Origin of the sequence: Methylotuvimicrobium buryatense 5G, from assembly GCF_000341735.1 — a bacterium.
Lineage (GTDB): Bacteria > Pseudomonadota > Gammaproteobacteria > Methylococcales > Methylomonadaceae > Methylotuvimicrobium > Methylotuvimicrobium buryatense.
In genome coordinates, this window is sequence record NZ_KB455575.1 from 1,664,886 (window position 1) to 1,686,943 (window position 22,058).

The window sequence follows — 22,058 nt, forward strand, 5'->3', positions numbered from 1 at the left end:
TTAACGGATGAGCGATAGCAATAAAACTGATTCCTCACCCTTCAGTTTTAAACCTTATCAAGAAAAAGAGGGCGAAGAGTATATGAACGAAGCTCAGCTTCGTCATTTCGAAAGCATTCTTAATAAATGGAAAGCCAACCTAATGGAGGAAGTCGACCGAACCGTGCATCATATGCAAGACGATGCCGCGAATTTTCCCGACCCTAACGATAGAGCGACGCAAGAGTCCGAGTTTAGCTTGGAATTGAGAACACGCGACCGCGAACGCAAGTTGATTAGAAAAATCGATCAGGCGTTAAAGGATATTGAATCGGGCGATTACGGTTATTGCGAGTCTTGCGGCATTGAAATCGGTATTCGCCGATTGGAGGCCCGCCCCACCGCAACGATGTGCATCGATTGTAAAACACTCGACGAAATTCGGGAAAAGCAAATGGGATAAGCCCGGCTTCCAGCCTTCACACCCGCTATATCGGCCGGTTCGCGCCCTCGCCTTCCGGCCCTCTTCATCTTGGCTCTCTTTATGCAGCCTTGGCAAGTTTTCTCGACGCTCGAAAACAACGAGGCCAATGGCTGGTTAGAATAGACGACATCGATACGCCCCGTAATGTCGCAGGCGCCGCCGACTCGATTCTCAAGACACTGGAAACGTTCGGCCTAACCTGGGACGGCGATGTTTATTACCAAAGCCGTCATCTTGAACACTACCGCTACTACCTCGATCTATTAAAAGACCAAGAATTACTTTATCCATGCCTCTGCAGCCGTAAAACGCTCACAGAGATAAAACATTCCGCAATTTATCCCGGATTGTGCCGAAACCGCACTTTTCCGGAAAAATCGCCTCATGCCGTGCGCATTCGGGTTGATGCTATCGATTCGACATTCAACGATCGCTTGCAGGGCACGCAGTCCGAAAATCTTGCCACCCAACACGGCGACTTTATCTTAAGAAGAAAAGATGCGATCTTTTCCTATCAATTCACGGTCGTCATCGACGATCATCTACAAGGCGTTACCGATATCGTTCGCGGCGTCGACCTATTGGATTCGACGATCAAACAGATCCATCTGCAACAAAAACTGGACTTTAAGCAACCGAGCTATATGCATGTTCCGTTGATTACCGACTCGCACGGCATCAAACTCAGCAAGCAATCGTTCGCCCGGCCTGTTGCTACCGACCATCCGCCGCGTGTTATATTTAGCTTACTGGAATTACTAAAGCAAGCACCGCCGCAAGAACTGGCCGATGCGTCTTTATCCGAAATATTGGACTGGGCCATCAACCATTGGCAACCCGGGCATTTATCAACGATGACCGCTATTTGCCCCGCTGCCGACCTTGATGCCTCTTGTATTTAAAACGACTACCCTGTTTTATCTTTATGTATACTTCGTGCGGCCACATTTGCGGCTTTCTGACGCGCTCTTTTGTCCGATAGCGGCGTTACCTACATGGATGTAGGTAAGGGGCGTGAGCAGGAGCGGAAGCTTTGCGAAAACAGTTACATAGCTTGCTATGCGCCTGTTTTCGCGCCTTGCTACCGAACAAAATAGCATTGCCATAAAAGCCGAAAACATGACCGCGCGAAGTATATCAGGTGACGCTGAAAGAAGTGTGTGGGGCATAGATGCCGCGCTCAAGCCTACACGGACGTATTCACGGCGTCTTCTGGAAGCGTTACCTGATACTGGGCGGTAAATCGGTAAATAAAAAAAACATAAGGACTCATCATGACTGAAGTGAAAACCTATCCTGTCGATCCCGAACTGTCAGCCCGAGCTCACATTACACCGGAACGCTATGAAACACTTTATCGACAATCGATCGATGAACCGGAATCCTTTTGGGCCGAACAAGCCGAACAATTTCTCGACTGGTTCAAGCCTTGGGATAAAGTCATGGATTACGACTATTCGAAAGGCTACATCCGCTGGTTCGAAGGCGGCGAACTCAATGTCAGCTATAATTGCTTGGACCGGCATTTAGCCACACGAGGCGATCAAACCGCAATTATCTGGGAAAGCGACGATCCCGCTCAAGACAAAAAAATCAGTTATCGTGAATTGCACCGAGAAGTTTGCAAATTCGCCAATGTTCTTAAAAGCCAGAGCGTCAAGAAAGGCGACCGGGTCTGTATTTACCTGCCGATGATCGTCGAAGCGGCCGTCGTCACCCTGGCATGTGCCCGAATAGGCGCAGTCCACTCGATCGTGTTCGGCGGTTTTTCGGCCGAATCTTTACGCGACCGCATCCAAGACGCCGACTGTCACACTGTTATCTGCGCCGATGAAGGACTTCGCGGCGGCAAAAAGATACCGCTCAAAACCAGTGTCGACCAGGCGGTTTCGCACTGCCCGAATGTCAAAAACGTCATCGTTATTCGAAACACCGGTAATGATATTCCATGGACACCGAAACGCGATATTTGGTATCACGAAGCGATGAAAACCGCATCGGACGACTGTCCGCCCGAAACACTATCCGCCGAAGATCCGTTATTCATTCTTTACACATCGGGCTCTACCGGCAAACCGAAGGGCCTAGTGCACACTACGGGCGGTTATTTATTATTCGCCGCGATGACGCATAAATACGTATTCGATTATCACGACGGCGATATATATTGGTGCACCGCCGATATCGGCTGGGTCACGGGCCATTCCTACATCATTTACGGACCGCTCTGCAACGGCGCGACGACTTTGATGTTCGAAGGTATTCCGACCTACCCCGAGCCCGACCGTTTTTGGCGCATCGTCGATAAACACCAAGTCAATATTTTCTATACTGCACCGACTGCGATTCGCGCCTTGATGGCGCAAGGCAACGACTTTGTCAATCGCACCGACCGCAGCAGTTTAAGAATCCTCGGCACGGTCGGCGAACCGATCAACCCCGAAGCGTGGGAATGGTATTATCACATCGTAGGCAACGAACGCTGTCCTATCATGGATACTTGGTGGCAAACCGAAACCGGCGGCATTTTGATCACGCCGCTGCCCGGCGCCATTGCATTGAAACCTGGCGCGGCAACACTGCCGTTCTTCGGCGTTAAACCGGAAATTCTCGACAATGCCGGTAATGTACTCGAAGGCGAAGCGGAGGGGATTCTGGTATTGAGCCGCCCGTGGCCGGGTCAGGCCAGAAGTATTTACGGCGATCACAACCGCTTTATCGACACCTATTTCAAAAATTTTCCGGGCTATTATTTTGCCGGCGACGGCGCGCGCCGTGACCGGGACGGTTATTACTGGATCACCGGCCGCGTCGATGACGTAATCAATGTTTCGGGCCATCGCATGGGGACCGCAGAAGTCGAAAGCGCGCTAGTCTTGCATGAAGACGTCGCTGAAGCCGCCGTGGTTGGATACCCGCATCCTATCAAAGGACAGGGCATTTATGCTTATGTTACGCTAAACGCCGGCGTCGAACCGAGCGAAACTCTCAAGCAGGAATTAATCGATCTAGTCAGAAAAGAAATCGGCGCTATCGCCCACCCCGATATCATTCAATGGGCACCGGGCCTTCCGAAAACGCGTTCGGGAAAAATCATGCGGCGTATTTTAAGAAAAGTCGCTTCGAACGAAATCGATAATTTAGGCGATACCTCGACGCTGGCAGACCCATCGGTTATAGATGAAATCATCGATCATAGAGCAAATAAATAACGACGACTTTTCGATCGAAAAACTGTAAATGAATAAAAGGTGAGCTAATTTTTTAGCATAAAGAGTCACTGCTCCTGCGGGACGGGTTATTTAACCCGTCCCCAACGTTTCGGTTTGGTCTAAGCGTTTCGATTTGCATCGACCAAGGTTGAAACGTTTCGGGCGGGGCTGCAAGCCCCGCCCTACTAAGAAAGGTGTGCCAATTTTAGTATAAGGAGTAGAAACAACCCATCGGCGTTTTTCTTAATTCACAGCCGCTATGGCAAATTGCCCGCTTTCAACTTAAAATGTAAATTATTTTCGCATTGGCTCTTCACGGTTAAACCGTGAAATATAAATAACGGATCATTGATGACTGACTATAAACTCACCCACCTCAAGCAGCTCGAAGCCGAAAGTATTCACATTATCCGTGAAGTGGCGGCCGAATTCGAACGACCCGTCATGCTGTATTCGATCGGCAAGGATTCGGCCGTCATGCTGCAATTGGCTTTGAAAGCCTTTTATCCCGGCAAACCTCCGTTTCCATTGATGCATATCGACACTACCTGGAAATTCCGGGAAATGATCGAGTTTCGCGACAAATTAGCGAAAGATTTAGGCCTGGAATTACTGGTTCACATCAATCAGGATGGCGTCGAACAAGGCATCGGACCTTTCACACACGGCAGCAAGAAGCACACCGAAGTGATGAAAACCGATTCGCTCAAACAAGCACTCAATAAATATAAGTTTGACGCGGCATTCGGCGGCGCTCGTCGCGACGAAGAAAAATCCCGTGCCAAGGAACGCGTCTATTCGTTCCGCGACAAGAACCATAGTTGGGATCCCAAAAATCAAAGACCCGAGCTTTGGAACATTTATAACGGCAGAATCGACAAAGGCGAAAGCATCCGCGTCTTTCCGTTGTCGAACTGGACCGAACTCGATATCTGGCAATACATTCATCTTGAAAACATCCCGATCGTACCGCTCTATTTCGCCAAGGAACGCCCTGTCGTCAACAAAGACGGCATGCTGATCATGGTCGATGACAACCGTATGCCGATAGGGCCTGAAGATAAAGTCGAAATGAAAAGGGTCCGATTTAGAACCTTAGGCTGCTATCCCTTGACCGGCGCAGTCGAATCGACCGCGACGACGCTACCCGAAATCATTCAAGAAATGTTGTTGACGACCAGTTCCGAACGTCAAGGACGGCTGATAGACTTCGACCAAGCCGGCTCGATGGAACAAAAAAAGCGCGAAGGGTATTTCTAAGGGGCAAGGAGAAAGGAGCAAACTGGAACTTAAACCTTGCTCCTTGAACCTTGCCCATGAGCTTTGAAGATTTAGTTGTATGGAAACGCGCGTGTAGGTTGTGTGTTAATGTTTATCTGCACCTCAAAGAATGCACAGACCTCGGTTTTAAAGACCAAATAACCCGTAGCGCGTTATCCATACCCAGCAACATAGCCGAAGGTTATGAACGAAACACCAACAAAGATGCTATAAAGTTCTTTTATTATGCAAAAGGCTCAGCAGGCGAATTGCGCACCCAAATTTATATTGGTATGGAAATCGGCTGTATCCACAAACAAACCGGATCAAGTTGGTTAGAAGAAGCCCAAGAAATATCGATGATGATATCCGGCCTAATCAAAGCCCGCTCAGCTTAACTCACGCATCCCGAACCTTATTCCTTGAACCTTGAACCTTGAACCTAACCCATGTCCCACCAATCAGAACTCATCAGCACCGATATCAACGCCTATTTGGCTCAACATGAACGCAAGGAGTTATTGCGTTTTTTAACCTGCGGCAATGTCGATGACGGCAAAAGCACGCTGATCGGCCGCTTGTTGCACGACTCAAAAATGATCTACGAAGATCAACTGGCCGCAGTAAAAGCGGACAGCGTCAAATCCGGCACCACCGGCGCCGGACAGATCGATTTAGCTTTGTTGGTCGACGGCTTGCAAGCCGAACGCGAACAAGGCATCACGATTGATGTCGCGTACCGCTATTTTTCAACCTCGACACGTAAATTCATCATCGCCGACACGCCGGGCCACGAGCAATACACCCGAAACATGGCTACCGGCGCATCGACCTGCGATTTGGCGATTATCTTGATCGATGCCCGATATGGCGTGCAAACGCAAACCAAACGTCACAGTTTCATCGTCTCGTTGCTCGGCATTAAACGGATTATCGTCGCTATCAACAAAATGGACCTGATCGAATTCAGCGAAGAAAAATTCAATCAAATCAAAGAAGATTACCTGAATTTCGTCAAAGCCCTGGATCTACACGATATTCGCTTCATCCCAATTTCGGCGCTGAACGGCGACAATGTCGTCAACCCCAGCGAAAGCATGCCGTGGTATACCGGCAAGCCAATGATGGAAACATTGAACACGATCGAAATCGCCTACGATCGTAACTACAGCGACGCGCGTTTTCCGGTGCAATACGTCAATCGACCCAATTTAGATTTCCGCGGTTTCTGCGGTACCGTTGCATCCGGAGTTTTCCACAAAGGCGATCGTATTACTGCTCTGCCTTCCGGAAAATCCAGCAAAATCAAATCCATCGTGACTTACGACGGCGAACTGGAACAAGTCTTCCCGCCGATGGCCGTTACCTTGACGCTCGAGGATGAAATCGACATCAGCCGTGGCGACATGATCATCGGCAAACAAACGGATTCACCAACCATCGCCGACAAATTTAAAGCGATGATCGTCTGGATGACCGAAAAATCTCTGACACCGGGCCGACAATACATTATCAAGCTCGCGACGCGAACCGCTTCGGGATCAATATCGATGATTCATCACCGAGTCGATGTCAACACGCTGGAACATCACGATGCAAGCGAGCTCAATCTCAATGAAATCGGCCTATGCACGGTCAACCTGAACGCACCGGTCGTCTTCGACCCATACAAACGCAGCAAAGGCACCGGCTCGTTCATCGTTATCGACCGACTAAGCAATGTCACAGTCGGCGCAGGCATGATCACCGATAATGCCGATGAGTTCAATCTGCAACCGGTTACACCGGAAGACCGCACGGCACGATTCGGCCAAAAAGCCACGGTCATTTTATTGAAAGGCCATAAAGCGCATGAAACGGCTTATTTGTTGGAAAGAAGACTATTCGACAACGGCCATGCCGCAACGGTCGTCGAAACGCTATTCAGCGAACCGGACGAATTCGCTGAACTCATTAAAAATGCCGGCTTGATCGCTCTATGCGTCGGGTTGAATTACGAAGCTGCCGACATTGAATTCGATAGCGAAACCGACTCGATCGATGATATCTATGCATCATTAAAGTCCGAAAAAATTATATTTTAACGCGTCAATAAACGCTTGATGACTATCAATCTATCCGTAGAACAAGTCTTTGCCTGGGCTGCTTTGCTAACCGAGCAGCCCGATTATCAGACGCTAACACACCAATTTCTGGACATTCTGCTTGAAATACCTGGGGTAAAAAAAGCCGCGGCTTATGAGATTTACAACCGGAGCCGAAAGAAAACAGGCGAAGCCGTCGCACCCTGCGAACAATTGGTGAGACGCTTCCCATTGGATTTTACTCGTGACGAAAGCAACGATCATAACGACTTAATCAACATCCTGGACACCGAATCACGCGTCATTCCGAAAATGTCCGATGCCAACGGGTGTTTTCGCCAAGTCTATCTCTCGCTCAAAGAGACGAAAGGCCCCGATCGCGCGATTGCCTTAGACGGCCTTTTCGACCAACCAGCGATAGATTTATTCCGCCAACTCCTTTCGATATTTAAAAACCAAGTTATATTGCACGACAGCAAAGAACGCGACGTACTGACCAAATTACCTAACCGTCAATCGTTCGATACTCGTCTTTTGCAAGTTTGCGAACATTATTTGAAACACCCGGTCACCGACACAAGCCATCAAAAAAGCTCCTGGATTGCTTTGCTCGACATCGATCATTTCAAGCGAGTCAACGATGATTTCGGCCATCTATACGGCGACGAAGTGCTATTGATTTTCAGCCAACTGATGGAAAAATGCTTTCGCTATAACGATTTTTTATTTCGCTTCGGCGGCGAAGAATTCGTCGTCATTCTCAACCTAACCGATATGGCAGGTGCCGAACATACGTTTAACCGATTTCGCGAAACGGTCGCCAACCATAACTTTCCGACGGTAGGACGCATTACAGTCAGCATCGGCATTACGCATATCGACAGCATGTGTATGCCGACAACGCTACTCGATCGCGCCGACAAAGCACTGTATTACGCTAAGGAAAACGGAAGAAATAGAGCCGTGATCTACGAAAACACCGATACGCTCATCAAAAATGCCGACACAAACGACGATATTGAGCTATTTTAAACTCAACGCCTTATCGATCTCATTGCAGCAATTCCCAATTTGGAGATCAAAAAGGGTGTGGGGTATGCTTGGCGAGGATGTCGGCAGCAGGGAGCTGCCGCCAAGCCCCCATGGATGGGTTTACGGCGTTCCTCGACAGGCATACCCCACACCCTAAAATCGGCGAAACTGCTCAAACTGGGAATTGCTAATCTCATTGCAAAAAAGAGACAGGAATCGCATTTTTTGATAATAACCCAAGAAATACGATGATATGGCAATCGCTTCCCAAACAAAAAGCGCTAAAATGCCAACAAATTTATCCAATAAGAATGAGTAATAGGTAAAAAACCCGAGCGCCGCCTTACCCACCTCACGCCAAACAAGGCCGTGTAGACATCATAATGAAATAAACGACCTCGTTTTAGTTATTATTAGTCAATTGCTTGAGTTATATTATTACTTCATTAAAGACTAGGGATCTCTATTTGTCCTTAGCCCAATCAGATCCGACTACTACACTTTAGGAGAACATCATGGCGAGTATTCTTGCAGTCGACGATTCCGCATCGATGAGACAAATGGTCTCGTTTACATTAAAAGGGGCCGGCTACGACGTTGTCGAAGCCGTAGATGGCGTAGATGCGTTAAATAAAGCAAAAAGCAAAAAATTCGACTGTGTCGTGACCGATGTCAACATGCCGAATAAAGACGGCATTGCCTTGATCAAAGACTTAAGAGCCTTGCCCGATTACAAATTCGTGCCTATGCTTATGTTAACGACAGAATCGGGCACCGACAAAAAACAACAAGGCAAGGAAGCGGGAGCGACCGGCTGGATCGTCAAACCATTCAACCCGGATCAATTACTGAAAACGATCCAAAAAGTACTTGGTTAAGCGGCCTCGATTCGACCATTAATCGTCAATACACCGTCGGCCGTTGTTAACGAGACGAAATTCGTAACAAATAGATATCAGCTATTGATGTTTTCTTTTGTTACCGCCGCATCCGTTTCAATCAACATCATTTGTAACAACAACCTTCAGATACGGACCACTTAATGTCTATTGATATGGCGCAATTCCACCAGATTTTCTTCGAAGAAAGCTTCGAAGGACTTGATATCATGGAATCCGGCCTATTAAACCTAGACATGGGCGATGTCGATGCCGAAACCATCAATACGATTTTCAGAGCCGCGCATTCGATCAAGGGCGGGAGTGGAACATTCGGGTTTTCCGCAGTAGCCGACTTCACGCATGCAATGGAAACACTGCTCGATGAAATGCGCGACGGCCGCCGAAAAGTCACTCAGCCGGCCGTCAATGTTTTGCTAGGATCGGTCGATTGCCTCCGCGAAATGCTAACTGCAATTCAAGACGAAAAAATCTTAGATGAAGCTAAAGTCACGGAGCATAAAAAAGCGCTCGACACCGAATTAAACGGTGGCGACAATACCGCATTGCCCTCTGTACAACCAACGCAACCTATCGCATTTGAAAACGAAAACGCAGGATGGCGTATCGCCTTTAGCCCCCATACCGATTTGCTTAAAACCGGCAACGACCCGGTCAGAATGTTTCGTGAATTGGCCGAACTGGGGCAAATCGATATTACCGTAGACCTACAGGGCGTGCCCGGACTTTACGAACTCGACCCCGAGGAATGCCATCTTTCCTGGCAAATAACCGTGCATGGCGATATCCCGCGCTCGGAAGTCGACGATATTTTCGATTGGGTCGAGGAACATTGCGACCTTGCCGTGCAAGACATCAAACAAACGACACAGGCTTCCTCGCCGGTATTCGACGAACCCCCTCAAACCGCTGCAATTGAAACAACGCCTCCTTCTTCGGCAACCAATCCTCCCATTGTCAGCGAGTCTGGTCAAAGCGAAAAAATAAACGCCGATAAAACCCCAAGCGCCGGCAAAAGCTCCGCCTCGATCCGTGTCGATACCGCCAAAATCGATACACTGATTAACATGGTCGGCGAATTGGTCATTACCCAATCGATGCTGAGCTTAATCGGCGAGCATTTCGACCTAAATAAACTGGATCAACTCAAAAACGGTCTCGCACAACTGGAACGGCATACGCGCGAACTGCAAGAAAGCGTCATGAATATCAGAATGCTGCCCATCAGTTTCGTATTCAGCCGCTTTCCTCGACTGGTTCATGATTTGAGCTCGAAACTGGGCAAAAAAATTGAACTACAACTCATCGGCGAACATACCGAAGTCGATAAAACAGTCGTCGAACTCATTAGCGACCCCCTGGTACATTTAGTTCGAAACAGCCTCGACCACGGTATCGAAACACCGGATGAACGCATTGCGGCAGGAAAACAAGAAACCGGCACCGTCACACTCGAAGCTTATCACCGGGGAGGTAATATCGTCATCGAAGTCAGTGACGACGGACGCGGATTGGACAAAGACAAGTTGCGGGCCAAAGCGCTGGAAAAAGGACTGATTCAGGACGATGCCGTATTGAGCGACAAACAGACCTTCGAACTCATTTTCATGCCCGGGTTTTCGACCGCCGAACAACTAACCGACGTATCCGGGCGCGGTGTAGGCATGGATGTCGTCAAACGGAACATTCAATCGCTTGGCGGCAATATCGATATCGTTTCGCAGTTGGGCACAGGCTCTACCATGGCGATCTATTTGCCGTTGACGCTGGCGATCCTGGACGGCCAATCAGTTGCGGTCGGCGATGAAACCTATATCATACCGCTCGGCTCCATTATCGAATCGATTAATGTCACCGAACGTATGATCAATCGCGTGGCCGGAAAAGGCGAAACCTTCCGGCTGCGCCAGGAATATTTGCCTATTATCCGCATGCATGAAATTTTTTCGGTCCCGAATGCGAAAGCGACCAAATTAACCGAAGGCTTACTGGTGGTCGTCGAAGGCCAAGGCATCCGCTGCGGCCTGTTCGTCGACGACCTTTTAACGCAACAACAAGTCGTCGTTAAGTCGCTCGAAGCCAATTACCGACATGTCGAAGGCATATCGGGCGCAACCATTCTTGGCGACGGCTCGGTTGCCTTGATCCTGGATATTCCAGGACTCGTCCGTTTATCGAACCATTGACCGAATGAACAACAAAATGGCAAACACAGACGATCAGTCCCAACAACAGCCGGACAGCAAAAAGTCGTCCGATATGGCGCAATATTTGAGTTTTACACTCGGCGACGAGGAATATGGCGTCGATATTTTGCGGGTACAAGAAATCCGCAGTTGGGAACCGGTATCCAGAATTCCGAATGTCCCCGCTTATGAAAAAGGCGTCGTCAATCTGCGCGGCGCAATCGTGCCGATCATCGATTTGCGCGAACGTTTCAACCTTGGCCACTCCCACTACACGCCGTTGACCGTCGTCGTCGTCCTGCAAGCCTTCATCGGCAGTAAACCTCGGGTGATGGGCGTGGTCGTCGATTCGGTTTCGAACGTAATCGACATTGAAAAAACCAGAATTCAAAGCGCGCCCGATTTCGGCGCCAAAGTCAGCACCGAATTCATCAACGGCCTCGCATCGTTCAACGAACGCATGGTGATGCTGCTGGATGTCAACAAATTACTTAAATTAGAAGGCGTGGATAACGATGAAAATTAACCGCCTTCGATTGAATGCCACAGTTTACGGGGAAACCTTACAATGAAAATGAATATGCCTGTTACCGATCGTGAAATCATGATGAAGCAGGGCACGATCCTGGTCACCAAAACCGACTTGAAAGGCTGCATCATCTATGCGAACGACGCCTTCGTCGAAATCAGCGGTTTCACCCGTGATGAACTCGTCGGCTCGAACCATAACATTGTTCGTCATCCCGACATGCCCCCCGCTGCATTCAAAGATTTATGGGAAACGATCAAAGCAGGGCGCCCGTGGATCGGTTACATCAAAAACCGCACCAAAACTGGCGATTACTATTGGGTCGAAGCCAACGTCACGCCGTATTTCGAAAATAAACGGATTGCCGGCTATTTGTCGGTTCGCCAAGCTCCTTCTCGCGATCAAATCGATCATGCCGAAGAGCTTTATCAAAAAATCGCCGCGGATCGAGCCAGCATCAGACCGACCGGAATTGCGGCTAAACTAACTGCGGTCAAACAAGGCGCATTGTCTAAAAAAGCCGGCCTCGCCTTTTTGCTGCTGTTATTGCCGTCACTTCATGCCGGCTATCAAGCCATGATCGACGGCAACATTATCGCCCTTGCCGGCTATTCGCTATCGTCATTGTTGGGCTTGATATTAGGCATTCATACCTTCCGCTTGATGCTCGGCTCAATCGAGCAGTCGATCGTATTTTGCCATAATGCCGCGAGCGGTTTCTTCCGTAATAAGGTCGACATCGACCGCTTGGATCAAATCGGCGACCTCAATCGAGCACTCCAATCGATGCAAGTCAAACTGAATGCCGATTTGTCCGCGACACTCGAAGCCGGAGCCGTCACCGAGAGACTCAAGCAAGCGCTGGATCAAGTGACCGGCAATGTCATGATGGCCGATGCGGACTGCAACATCATCTATATGAATCATGCCGCGAAACGCCTATTCAAACGTAATGAAAACCACTTCCGACGAGATTTGCCCGACTTCAATGCCGACACATTGATCGGTTCGAATATCGATAGTTTTCATAAAAACCCGGCCCACCAACGCGGTTTGCTGGCAAAATTAACGCAAACCTACAAAGCCGAATTGATGATTGGCGGCCGCACAATGGTGGTCATTGCAACACCGGTATTCGCCGGCGAAACACGGCTCGGCACGGTCGTCGAATGGATCGACCGCAGCGACGAAGTCAGCATTCAGCATGAAATCGCCGAAATCGTGCAACAGGTCAAGTCCGGCGAACTCGGCGGACGTGTGAATCTGGACGGCAAGGAAGGCTTCTTCGAAACCTTGAGCGAGGGTATCAATGAATTAACCGACGTCATCGAACGCGCCTTCAGCGATGTCGCACGCGTCATGCAAAGCATGTCGACCGGCGATTTGACGCAACGCATCACGAACGATTATGAAGGCGTCTATGCTCAATGTAAAAACGATATCAACGAAACGCTTGATAAGCTCAGCGAAATATTCGAACAAATCAGAAGCTCGGCCGACTTCATTAGCAATACCTCTCAACAAATCGCGAGCGGCAACAACAACCTCTCGCAACGGGTAGAAACCCAGGCGGCCAGTCTCGAAGAAACCGCATCGAGCATGGAACAACTGACCGGCACCGTCAAAAACAATGCCGACAATGCGCAACAAGCCAATCTGGTTTCCAGTAATGCCCGGCAACTCGCGGAAAAAGGCGGGACCGTAGTCGCTTCAGCCGTCTCGGCAATGGCTGAAATCAACGACAGCAGCAATAAAATCGCCGAAATCATCGGCGTCATCGATGAAATCGCTTTTCAAACCAACCTGCTTGCCTTGAACGCTTCGGTCGAGGCTGCCAGGGCCGGCGAACAAGGACGCGGCTTTTCGGTCGTTGCCACCGAAGTGCGCAATCTAGCGCAAAGAAGTGCCGTCGCGGCAAAAGAAAGTAAAGAGTTGATTCAAAATAGCGTACAAAAAGTAAGAACCGGCACCGACTTTGTCAATGAAACCGGCTCCGCATTGCAAGAGATCGTGCAAGGCGTCAAAAAAGTCGGCGATATCGTTTCGGAAATCGCCGCCGCCAGCATGGAGCAATCTCAAGGCATCCTGCAAGTCAATCAAGCGGTTTCCGAAATGGACGAGATCACACAACAAAATGCCGCACTAGCCGAACAGGCATCTGCCGCCAGCATGTCGATGACCGATCAAGCCACTCAGATGGCGAATTTATTGAGTTTTTTCAAGCTGGGGCAAAACATGGACAGATCTAAACAGACTTTCGAAACAATAACGGATAAACCGAAACCGGCAGTTGGAAAAACAACGGCATCAGCGCCGTCGAAACAACATTCAACACAAGCAAAACCAACGGCGCCCACATTCAATACACCGATACAAGACGACGATGAATGGGAAGAATTTTAAACCTTAAACAGACCCTATGACGGATCGATTCGAGTTTCGCGACGCGTATTGAATAGCGCTTTACCTAATCATTCCGACACACTCGGCGCGTGATGCATAAAACAGGAAGGTTTTCACAAAGGATCAACAAGTTATGACGAACAACCAAACCATCGCGAAAAACACCCCCGCCTCCGAACAGTTTTTGACTTTTGAACTGGCCGGCGAAATGTATGGCGTTGAAATACTAAAAGTCCAAGAAATCAGGGGCTGGGAGCCGATACGCAAAATCCCTAAAACGCCTGGTTATATCAAAGGCGCGCTGAATCTTCGCGGCGCCATCGTCCCGATTCTCGACTTGCGCGAACGCTTCGATATCGCCACCGTAGACTATTCGCCGACGACCGTCGTCATCGTTATCAATGTCGCAACGGCCTCAGGACAAATGGTCATGGGGGTCGTCGCCGATGCTGTGTCCGACGTATTGGATATTCGTCATGACGACATCAAAAAAGCGCCCGACCTAGGCACTAACATCGATACTCGTTACATGCGCGGGATGTATGTCGCCAAGCAAGGCATGATCATGCTGCTCGACGCCGATAAACTCCTGAATCCGGACGAACTCGATCAAATCGGTCATTTGTTATGAGCGACATGTTTAAAAACGCCCCCCACATGGAAAATCCAGCCATGAACCATGACACAACCACGACCGATGCGGGGGATTTAACAATGGCCGAAGGTCCGATAATGCTGGACGCCGTGTTAAATATCCGTCACATCAACGAATTACACGAGTCTCTACTCAAGGCCTTCGAATCCCGTGACACACTGGAAGTCGATGCATCGGCGGTAACGGCCGTCGATACTGCAACCTTACAATTACTCACCGTGTTAAAACAGGAGGCTGTCAAATCGGGAAAACACGTCGTTTTCGACTTTCCATCGGATAAATTCATCGATAGCGCTCGCTTACTCGGCTTGGCCGAACTGCTCGAAATCGACCACCCCGCATCCGGTTTATTCTAAAAATGAGCGTGCCGCCGCGACAAGAGCCGTCCTCACTACAACAATTTCGAGAGTTCGAATACACTCGTGCGGACTTCGATCGCTTAAGAGCTTTGTCGAACAAGCATTCCGGCATTTTAGTTCCGGACGACAAGTTCGACATGTTTTATTCACGCCTTACCAAGCGCATCAGAGCGCTGAGACTAAACAGTTTCAAGGAGTATTGCCAACTTCTGGAGGACGGTTCCACGCAGGAATTCACGAACTTCATCAACTCAATCACGACCAATCTGACCGCATTTTTCAGAGAAAACCATCATTTCGACTATTTAAAAAAAACCGTCATCCCGGAATTGATCAAAAAAAATCAAACTTCTCGGCAAATTAGAGCCTGGTCGGCAGGTTGTTCGACCGGCGAGGAAGCGTATTCGATAGCAATGACGCTGCTGGAAAATTTGCCTGCCGGCTGGACCGCCAAGATTCTGGCAACAGACATCGACACCCAAGTATTGGATATCGCGGCCAACGGCGTATATGAATTGAACCGGATCAACGGTATACCCGAGGAACATCTGAAACGTTGGTTCAAAAAAGGCACCGGCTCGCAAATCAACAAAGTCAAAGTCAAACCGGAACTGCGGCAAATGATTACATTCAAGCAACTAAATCTGATGCAGGATTGGCCGATTAAAATCCCTTTCGACTTTATTTTTTGCCGTAACGTTTTTATTTATTTCGACCGGGAAACCAAAAAAACATTGGCCGCGAAATATTCGAACTTATTAACTATCGACTCCTGTCTGTTCATCGGTCATTCGGAATCGTTGCAACAAGTTGCCGATCAATTCGAATTAATCGGTAACACAATTTATCGCAAGGTCGGATGACGATGTCTAACGAGATCAAACCGCCTGCCCTGCCCGGTTTCGCATCAATCAATCGTTATTGGGACCGTGAAAACGACATCATCGCGGCAAAACTGCTTCCCGGCGAATATTATGTAACCAACGAGAACGAAATGATTACAACCGTACTCGGTTCCTGCATCGCTGCTTGTATTCGGGATAGCGTCCTCGGTATCGGCGGAATGAATCATTTCATGCTGCCGGAAACCTCGACCGAACAAGCGAAAAACGCAGGTTATTCGCTGCTCGGTAGCGCAACACGTTATGGCAACTACGCGATGGAGCATCTGATCAACACGATACTAGCCTCCGGCGGCAAACGTAAAAACCTCGAAGTCAAAGTTTTCGGCGGTGGAAAAATCATCCCGAGCTTGAGCGATGTCGGATTGCGCAACATCGGTTTCGTGCTCGATTATATCGATACCGAAGCATTGAACTTATTGGCTCAGGATCTAGGCGATATTTATCCGCGCAAAGTCAACTTTTATCCGAAAACAGGGAAAGTCCGCATGAAAAAAATCAAAAATCTACACAACGATACGATCGCGTTACGCGAAAACAATTACCGAAGCCAAATTAAAAATGCCGCAGTCGAAGGCGAAATCGAGTTGTTTTAGGAAACAAGGCATGAAAAAAATACGATTATTGATAATCGACGACTCGGCTTTGATCAGAGCGCTGTTGACCGAAATATTCAACAGCTCGCCCAATATCGAAGTGGTTGGAACCGCCGCGGACCCTTACATAGCCCGTGAAAAAATCAAGCAACTCGACCCCGATGTCTTGACGCTGGATATTGAAATGCCGCGCATGGATGGCTTAACCTTTTTGCGCAACTTGATGCGTCTTCGGCCCATGCCGGTCGTAATGATTTCCACATTGACCGAACAGGGTGCCGACGTCACGCTTGAAGCATTGAAACTCGGCGCAGTCGATTTCGTCGCAAAACCCAAACTGGATCTGGCGCACACGCTGAAAGAATACACCGAAGAAATGATCGGCAAAGTCACCATGGCAGCCGGCGCGCGAATCCAGGATAATACTCCCGTTTCCATACCGGTTAAACCCGGAGTTATCAACCGAAACCGTAAAGGCACTCCACAAAAACCGCTCATTGCACTCGGCGCATCCACCGGCGGCACCGAAGCAATCAAACGGATAGCCGGTATTCTTCCTGCAAACACCCCGCCCATTGTCATTTCGCAGCATTTGCCTGCAGCGTTTAGCGCCTCGTTTGCCAGACATGTCGACGAGGTATCGGCAATGACGGTGATGTTGGCACAAACGGGGTTGAAAATTGAGCCCGGGCATATTTATATTGCACCGGGCGATAGGCATTTAAAGATTACTCGGGAGCACAAGGCTTATTTCTGCCAACTCGATGACTCCAAGCCAGTCAACCGACACAAACCTTCGGTGGACGTGATGTTTCATTCGGTTGCGGAACAAGTCGGCGATCAGGCCATCGGCGTCATGCTAACCGGCATGGGTGTCGATGGCGCGGCCGGCATGAAGGCCATGCACGAGGCAGGCGCTTTCAACATCGTACAAGACGAAGCCAGCAGCGTCGTTTGGGGTATGCCCGGCGAAGCTTATAAAATCGGAGCCGCCGATATCGTTCTGCCGATCGATCAAGTCGCGGAACAAATTGTGGCTTTAATCCAATAGGAGATAATCAATGGATAATTTGCTGAAAAAACCCGCCCTACCTATCGTATTGGCCATCGTCGCGGGAATTTCGCCGGCTTTATTTGCCGTAACGACTCTGTATTGGATATTCCTGCCCATCCTATCAATCGGTTGGTTATTAACGATATATGGGGGCAAATCCTCGGCGAAGCCCACGGAATCGAATTCGCCCAAGTTAGACAAAATCGAGACCGATCGATTACTCGAACGTTATATCAACGATCTACAAGCCTGCGCCGCGCAAGAACTCAATACCTTTAACGAAGAATTGCAACAAGTCAAATCGGTCGTATCGGACGCGGTCGTGACTATGTCCGACAGCTTCAATGGCATGCACACACTTGCCTCTCGGCAAAATGAAACTATGCTATCGCTGATCAATAACCTGGGCGAATCAAACGATAAACAAGAATCGGGCACCTTGAGCTTTAAGCAATTCGCCAAGGAAACCGATATCGTACTAACCGATTTTATCAACCATATTCTCGCGGTCAGTAAACAAAGCATCGAAATGGTCAATGTCGTCAACGATGTCGAATCGCACATGGAAATCATCAGCAAATTATTGGCCGATGTTCAGGGTATCGCCGACCAAACCAATCTATTAGCGCTGAACGCCGCGATCGAGGCGGCAAGAGCCGGAGAAGCCGGACGCGGTTTCGCGGTAGTCGCCGACGAAGTGCGTAAACTATCTAAAAACTCGGATAAATTCAGCGAGGAAATCAAAACCGTCGTTAGCGATTCGAAAACCAATATCGGTCAAGCCAAGCGCATGATCGAGACGATGGCATCGAAAGACATGACAACAACGATCCATTCGAAAGCTCATATCGATGAAATGATGACTGAAATTGCCAAACTCAATACCTTGATCGATCGAAAAGTCAAAGATGTTTCAGAGCTAACCCAACAAATAGAAAACAATGTCAACCATGCGGTCAGAGCCCTTCAATTTGAAGACATGACAAGGCAACTGATCGAATACATGCAAGCCAATACACAGCATTTTCAAGCCTTGATCGATGAAATGCGCATCGGTTTTGAAATATTGACGTCGAGCGATCAAGAAAACGTCGCCAATGAGCTGACTCACGGCATCAAGCGCCTCAACGATATGAAGCAACAATGGCGCACAAAAACCCATAAGGCCGTTATGCAAGGTTCAATGAATGAAGGCGATATCGAATTATTTTAACCGAAAGCACTCATTCAAGTTTTAACGATGCTCATATAGGAAGCAAGCAAATGGCATTAGAAATCATTCATCATCCGGAAAAAAAAGAATTGACCGTCCGCATTTCAGGACGCTTCGATTTCAGCGTTCATCAAGACTTTAGAAAAGCAACCGAATGGGATCGAGATACCGTCAAAACCATCAATGTGGATTTAAAGAATACCGAATACATGGATAGCTCCGCATTAGGCATGCTATTGATATTGAGAGATAAGATGAATAACGCCCCATCAGCTATTCGCTTACTGAATGCCAAACCGGAAGTCAAAAAAATTTTGGAAATTGCCAATTTTCAAAAATTGTTTACATTGGTTCCGTGAAAGCGCTTGATTTGAAAATGAAGTTCATTAAGTATTTCAAAGCGATTATACCCATCGTAGATCAAAATTCGGCACAGGGGTGTCCGCCAAAGGACGCCGTGAATACGTCCATGTAGGCTCTATGCCAGCTCCATGCTGGCAAAGCCTTTGTCGGACACCCCGGCGCCTCCTCGGGAACTGCCGAAATTTGAAGTGCGAAAGATATACCTAAATATTCCCGCTAACCTTTTTGTGCGAACGACAGTTCTATACAAACACATAACAAGTTTTCGGATTAACTGCTTATTCTTCATGATCTTCATGGTGAAATGCTTTGTCTAGGTTTGTAGCCGTTGCAACGCCTCAATAAATTGGACGATTCTTAAATGCCGCGCAATAATCCTGTACCGGTTTCCGTATCCGCGAGAATTCTAATTGCATCTCCGAACCAAACTTTTACCGAAACCCTAAAAAAAAATTTAGTTAATCAAGGATACCTTGTCTCTATCGCATGCGAGCATAAAGAAGCCCTTAGTCTCATTGCTGCACAAGACCTCGATCTCATCGTCACCGCACCATTGCTAGACTATCGCTCTGGTAATATCGACGACGAGCCGAGTATTTCGACATTAGCACCGAACATCTCACAAGCAATTTTCATCGTCGAACCGGCCGGCTCGAAAGCGATGCTGAGTCGTTGTCTAAAAAATCCTAACCAAGCAACTGACATCCTGTTGTTCGATCCCGAATTTATTGAAAATCAAATAGCCCGACTGCTCCGCCATCGGCTCAAGCAAGCAACGAAATCGCCTACCGAACTACGCGCTTGCCAATGGGCTATCGCAATGCAGTTTAATATTGAAGGATTACGCCTGATGAATCCGATTCCGGCTATTATTGACGAATTGACAGAGCTGCATGGATTACACGGTCCGCGAGAAATGATCTTCACAATTGTCAGCGAATTATTTACCAATGCACTGGACCATGGGCTGCTCCGAATGGATTCCCTGCAAAAACAAACGCCCGAAGACTTTTTACATTTCTATGAGCTTCGCCAGGAACGATTGAACAGCGCCATGTCCGGCAAGATAGAAATAGCGATCGACTATCTTCCTAAGTCGGACGGCGGCCAATTCATCGTTGACGTCCAAGATAGCGGTGAAGGATTCAATATTGACGACATTTTTTCCGATCTCGATAACAACCAAAGTTTTTTCGGCCGGGGTATTCAATTAGTCACGCAATTGTGCAGCACCATCGAATATAACCCTTGCGGCAATCGAGTCAAAGCAGTATATGATTGGTATCACAAACAAAAAGACCAGGATAACTTGTGTTCTTGATTATTCAATATATTGCCGGTAAAACATAGAATGCGCGACCGTTGAAAAACAAAACCGATTTTTTTTATTTCCAACACCATCACTCAGTTCAAGCGCCATGACCGACAAAACGCACCAAACCAAATCCCAATTCGTTGCCGTTGCATCCATTGCCGCGGAGTTGAGCGCTGTGATGGAAGTTGCCAAAGAAATCTCGCTGGCCGCCGCAAACGCCAAGGCCATCGCCTTCCGAGCCGGAGAAAAAGCCAGAGGATTTCAGCCAATCACCGATTTCATCAACGAATTGGCCAAGGAAACGATAACATTGGTCAATGCCATCAACGAACACGCCTTATTGCTTTACCGTTTGACCGTCAATGAATATCGGACTTCGACCGCATTCGACAAATTCCAAGCCGCGACAAAAATGGCGGAAGGCGCGCAGTATCAATCCTCACTGCAAACTTCGACCGAAGCTGTCGAACAAAGAATGCTGGAGTGCCGAAAACAATTCAGGCGGCATGTCGGACAATTGCTCGATCAATTACAAGAAGTCATGCATCCGGCCCGAGCCGCGCGCGTCATTGCCGCCAATTCCCGAATAGAAGCGTCGCAAGCGGGGGAATACCTTCTTAGCTTACAGGCGGTTGCCGAAAGCGTCGATCGCGCCGCGCAAATCATTCACAATAACGTACAACGTTGCCGCAGTGCTTTGAATGTCATTAATATTAACGAATAACCGTAAAAAATAAGGCGAAAAAACCATGAAGATGACCCCAATATACGAGGGAGCGCACCGTTGGATCATGTTCGGCCGGGATACCAATAAACCTGCCAACATTATCGATACCAATCAATATATTGTGCGAACAGCGAATCGTTGTTTATTAATGGACCCCGGCGGTATCGAACTGTTCGCACCGATGCTGGCAGCCGTCTTGCATCATGCGCCGGTCGAGGAAATCACCGATCTATTCGCATCGCATCAAGACCCCGACATCATTTCCTCGCTGGGTTTGTGGGACCAAGCCCTGCCGAAAGCCAAACTACATGCCTCATCGCTTTGGGAAGGTTTCATCCGCCACTTCGGTTGCGAATCAATCGATTATGTCGGCATTCCCGATAACGGCGGCAAGATCAAGCTGGATTCTACCGAGCTGAAAATAATCCCGGCACACTACCTGCATTCATCGGCCAATTTTCATATTTACGATGCGGAAGCGAAAATCCTGATGTCCGGCGATGTCGGTGCGGCACTCGAAGCCTCCGGCGCGCCGATTTATGTCGATAATTTCGATAGCCACATCGATCACATGCGCTTCTTTCATCAACGCTGGATGCCATCGAATCAGGCTAAGAGAGACTGGATCGAGCGCGTTCGCAAACTCGACATCGACATGATGGCGCCGCAACACGGGCGCATTTTTAAAGGCGATAACGTTAAACGCTTTTTGGATTGGTTCGAAGGCCTGGAAGTCGGCATAGCCGTTTAAGCCAAAAACCCAGTAGGGTGCGCATCGCGCACCTTTCCATGGCACCTAACCCGAC

At 48.5% G+C, this 22,058-nt stretch carries 21 protein-coding genes; all 21 read left to right on the forward strand.

Features of this window, described 5'->3' with window-relative positions:
• The first annotated feature begins 7 nt into the window (after positions 1-7).
• The 21 genes from dksA (at position 8) to METBU_RS0107580 (ending at position 22,003) form a co-directional block, all read left to right on the forward strand.
• The gene (gene dksA / locus METBU_RS0107470; RefSeq protein ID WP_017840020.1) at positions 8-442 is read left to right on the forward strand and encodes an RNA polymerase-binding protein DksA; all 435 of its coding nucleotides are present in this window, start codon (positions 8-10) and stop codon (positions 440-442) included.
• 29 nt (positions 443-471) lie between these two features.
• A complete protein-coding gene (gene gluQRS, locus METBU_RS0107475) occupies positions 472-1,365 on the forward strand; it encodes a tRNA glutamyl-Q(34) synthetase GluQRS (RefSeq protein ID WP_026130095.1) in 894 nt (297 codons plus the stop codon).
• Positions 1,366-1,737: 372 nt separating this feature from the next.
• Entirely contained in the window at positions 1,738-3,675 is a 1,938-nt protein-coding gene (gene acs, locus METBU_RS0107480) for an acetate--CoA ligase (protein ID WP_017840022.1), read from the forward strand.
• Between the two features lie 351 nt (positions 3,676-4,026).
• On the forward strand, positions 4,027-4,935 hold the full coding sequence (gene cysD / locus METBU_RS0107485) for a sulfate adenylyltransferase subunit CysD (protein ID WP_014149295.1): 909 nt from the start codon (positions 4,027-4,029) through the stop codon (positions 4,933-4,935).
• 56 nt (positions 4,936-4,991) lie between these two features.
• Complete coding sequence (locus METBU_RS0107490; protein WP_026130096.1) at positions 4,992-5,333, forward strand: four helix bundle protein; 342 nt, start codon at positions 4,992-4,994, stop codon at positions 5,331-5,333.
• Positions 5,334-5,384: 51 nt separating this feature from the next.
• Complete coding sequence (gene cysN, locus METBU_RS0107495) at positions 5,385-7,019, forward strand: sulfate adenylyltransferase subunit CysN (protein ID WP_017840024.1); 1,635 nt, start codon at positions 5,385-5,387, stop codon at positions 7,017-7,019.
• 18 nt (positions 7,020-7,037) lie between these two features.
• A complete protein-coding gene (locus METBU_RS0107500; RefSeq protein WP_017840025.1) occupies positions 7,038-8,051 on the forward strand; it encodes a GGDEF domain-containing protein in 1,014 nt (337 codons plus the stop codon).
• A 515-nt stretch (positions 8,052-8,566) separates the two neighbouring features.
• A complete protein-coding gene (locus METBU_RS0107510) occupies positions 8,567-8,929 on the forward strand; it encodes a response regulator (protein ID WP_017840027.1) in 363 nt (120 codons plus the stop codon).
• A gap of 164 nt (positions 8,930-9,093) precedes the next feature.
• A complete protein-coding gene (locus METBU_RS0107515) occupies positions 9,094-11,136 on the forward strand; it encodes a chemotaxis protein CheA (RefSeq protein ID WP_017840028.1) in 2,043 nt (680 codons plus the stop codon).
• A 16-nt stretch (positions 11,137-11,152) separates the two neighbouring features.
• The gene (locus METBU_RS0107520; RefSeq protein WP_051056271.1) at positions 11,153-11,662 is read left to right on the forward strand and encodes a chemotaxis protein CheW; all 510 of its coding nucleotides are present in this window, start codon (positions 11,153-11,155) and stop codon (positions 11,660-11,662) included.
• Between the two features lie 42 nt (positions 11,663-11,704).
• The gene (locus METBU_RS0107525) at positions 11,705-14,068 is read left to right on the forward strand and encodes a methyl-accepting chemotaxis protein (protein WP_017840030.1); all 2,364 of its coding nucleotides are present in this window, start codon (positions 11,705-11,707) and stop codon (positions 14,066-14,068) included.
• Positions 14,069-14,201: 133 nt separating this feature from the next.
• The gene (locus tag METBU_RS0107530) at positions 14,202-14,699 is read left to right on the forward strand and encodes a chemotaxis protein CheW (protein WP_014149303.1); all 498 of its coding nucleotides are present in this window, start codon (positions 14,202-14,204) and stop codon (positions 14,697-14,699) included.
• A 41-nt stretch (positions 14,700-14,740) separates the two neighbouring features.
• Entirely contained in the window at positions 14,741-15,079 is a 339-nt protein-coding gene (locus METBU_RS23590) for an STAS domain-containing protein (RefSeq protein ID WP_017840031.1), read from the forward strand.
• Positions 15,080-15,081: 2 nt separating this feature from the next.
• On the forward strand, positions 15,082-15,945 hold the full coding sequence (locus METBU_RS0107540; protein ID WP_017840032.1) for a CheR family methyltransferase: 864 nt from the start codon (positions 15,082-15,084) through the stop codon (positions 15,943-15,945).
• The gene (gene cheD, locus METBU_RS0107545) at positions 15,942-16,580 is read left to right on the forward strand and encodes a chemoreceptor glutamine deamidase CheD (protein WP_017840033.1); all 639 of its coding nucleotides are present in this window, start codon (positions 15,942-15,944) and stop codon (positions 16,578-16,580) included. Before METBU_RS0107540 ends, cheD begins: the two co-directional genes overlap by 4 nt.
• 10 nt (positions 16,581-16,590) lie before the next feature.
• Positions 16,591-17,631, forward strand: a complete 1,041-nt coding sequence (locus METBU_RS0107550; RefSeq protein WP_017840034.1) for a protein-glutamate methylesterase/protein-glutamine glutaminase — start codon at positions 16,591-16,593, stop codon at positions 17,629-17,631.
• A gap of 10 nt (positions 17,632-17,641) precedes the next feature.
• Positions 17,642-18,847 (forward strand): methyl-accepting chemotaxis protein, encoded by a 1,206-nt coding sequence (locus tag METBU_RS0107555; RefSeq protein WP_017840035.1) that lies wholly within the window; start codon positions 17,642-17,644, stop codon positions 18,845-18,847.
• Between the two features lie 50 nt (positions 18,848-18,897).
• Positions 18,898-19,206, forward strand: a complete 309-nt coding sequence (locus METBU_RS0107560; protein WP_017840036.1) for an STAS domain-containing protein — start codon at positions 18,898-18,900, stop codon at positions 19,204-19,206.
• Between the two features lie 365 nt (positions 19,207-19,571).
• Positions 19,572-20,531, forward strand: coding sequence for an ATP-binding response regulator (locus tag METBU_RS0107570; RefSeq protein WP_017840038.1), 960 nt, complete (start codon positions 19,572-19,574; stop codon positions 20,529-20,531).
• A gap of 97 nt (positions 20,532-20,628) precedes the next feature.
• Positions 20,629-21,249, forward strand: coding sequence for a hypothetical protein (locus METBU_RS0107575; protein WP_017840039.1), 621 nt, complete (start codon positions 20,629-20,631; stop codon positions 21,247-21,249).
• 25 nt (positions 21,250-21,274) lie between these two features.
• Positions 21,275-22,003, forward strand: coding sequence for an oxygen-binding di-iron domain-containing protein (locus tag METBU_RS0107580; protein ID WP_014149312.1), 729 nt, complete (start codon positions 21,275-21,277; stop codon positions 22,001-22,003).
• Positions 22,004-22,058: the final 55 nt, after the last annotated feature.